The 1,787-nt window shown below is 72.1% G+C and carries 1 protein-coding gene and 2 pseudogenes; 2 read left to right on the top strand and 1 reads right to left on the bottom strand.

What is annotated here, in order from left to right:
- Nucleotides 1–176 (top strand): annotated as a pseudogene (locus ACIKT0_RS17805) (diaminopimelate epimerase); the annotation flags it as partial.
- Between the two features lie 6 nt (nucleotides 177–182).
- Here the strand turns inward: ACIKT0_RS17805 and ACIKT0_RS17800 are convergent.
- Nucleotides 183–1,442, bottom strand: coding sequence for an MFS transporter (locus ACIKT0_RS17800; protein ID WP_407106667.1), 1,260 nt, complete (start codon nucleotides 1,440–1,442; stop codon nucleotides 183–185).
- Between the two features lie 98 nt (nucleotides 1,443–1,540).
- On the opposite strand from ACIKT0_RS17800, the pseudogene ACIKT0_RS17795 reads away from it, so the two are divergent.
- Nucleotides 1,541–1,787 (top strand): annotated as a pseudogene (locus ACIKT0_RS17795) (tRNA (N(6)-L-threonylcarbamoyladenosine(37)-C(2))-methylthiotransferase MtaB); the annotation flags it as partial.

Genomic DNA, 1,787 nt, shown 5'->3' with positions numbered 1-1,787 from the left:
CGGCCGCGGTCTCGGCGGCCCGGACGCGGCGCACCGGGCGGGACGTGACCGTCACTCTGCCGGGCGGCCTGCTGCGCATCGTCTGGCGCGACGACGACCACATCCTGATGACGGGACCCGCGACGTTCGAGCATGAGGGGCTGCTCACCGCGGAGATGTTCCCGCAGGCGGCGTAGCGCAGCTTACGCTTCCCGCCGCTCCAGCGACCGGGCCAGCCGCAGGCCCGGGAACCAGTAGGCCCAGAGACCCGCGACCGCCATCGCGCCGGCGCCGCCCGTGACGATCGCCGGCATCACGCCGATCACCGCGGCCGTCATGCCGGCGCGGAACTCGCCGAGCTCGTTCGAGGCGCCGACGAACATCATGTTCACGGCGTTGACCCGGCCGCGGACGTCGTCCGGCGTCCACAGCTGCATCAGCGTCTCGCGGATCGTGACGCTGACCATGTCCGCCCCGCCCATCACGACGAGCGCGGCGATCGACAGCCACAGCGTGTGCGACAGCCCGAACACCGCCCCGGCGAGACCGAACAGGCCGACGCATACGAACATGATGCGGCCGGCGTGATCGCGGATCGGCACGAGCGACAGCATGATGGCGACCGCGATCGCGCCGACGCCTGGGGCGGCGCGCAGCATGCCGAGCCCCCACGGCCCCACGTCCAGCACATCCCGCGCCACGGCGGGCATCAGACCGATGGCGCCGCCGAGCAGCACCGCGAACAGGTCGAGCGTGATCGCGCCGAGCACGATCTTCTCGCGGAACACATAGGCGAATCCGGCCACCAGCCCGGCCCAGCCGGCCTCGAGCGCGCGGCGGTGCTGAACGACCTTCAGCAGCAGGGCCGCGCCGGTCGCGAAGATCAGCAGCGCGAACGCCGCGCCATAGGCGATCTCCGGCCCCAGCCCGTAGAGCAGTCCGCCCGCCACCGGGCCGACGATCGAGGCGAACTGCCAGGCAGAGGACGCCCAGGTGATGGCGTTGGAGAGCGCCTCTCGCGGCACCGTGCCGGGGATCGCCGCCGAGCTCGCCGCGCCGAAGAACGCGCGCGCCACCCCGAAAACCAGCAGGACGCCGAAGATCGCCGCGGTGGAGATGTCCCCGGCGAGCGTCAGCCAGATCAGCGCGGCCGCCCCGACCGCCTCGGCTGCGCAGCACGCGGCCATGATGAGCCGCCGCGGGAAGCGGTCGGCGGCGGGCCCCGTGACCAGCACCAGCACGAAGGCCGGCATGAATTGGAACAGGCCGACGAGGCCGAGGTCGAACGGGTCCCGCGTAAGGTCGTAGACCTGCCAGCCGACCGCGACCGACACGATCTGGATCGCGAAGGTGCCGGACAGACGGCAGAGCCAGAACAGCACGAAGTTGCGGTGCCGGAACGCGATCGGCGAAACCGGCGCGCCGCTCGCGGGGCTCGGGGCGTCGGACCCGATCGATGTCATGCGAAAACCTTGGGCGGGACGCTCCCGCTTACGGCCACGAGCCGCGCCTGTCGAGCGCGCCATGGCGTTTTGGCGCAGCCTCGGGCATACCCCGCCGCATGTCCGTAGACGTTCTGACCTTCGGCTGCCGTCTCAACGCCGTTGATGGCGAGACCATCCGCGCCCATGCGCGCGCAGGCGGCGCCGAGAACCTGTTCGTGGTCAACGCCTGCGCCGTGACCGCAGAGGCGAGCCGCCAGGCTCGCCAGGCGGTTCGGCGGGCGGCCCGCGAGCGGCCGGGAACCGAGATCGTCGTGACCGGCTGCGGGGCGCAGATCGAGCCGGAACGCTTCGCTGCGATGCCGG

The sequence above is a fragment of the Hansschlegelia beijingensis genome (genome assembly GCF_045505405.1).
Classification (GTDB): Bacteria; Pseudomonadota; Alphaproteobacteria; order Rhizobiales; family Methylopilaceae; genus Methylopila; species Methylopila beijingensis_A.
This window is presented reverse-complemented; position numbering and strand designations above follow the sequence as displayed.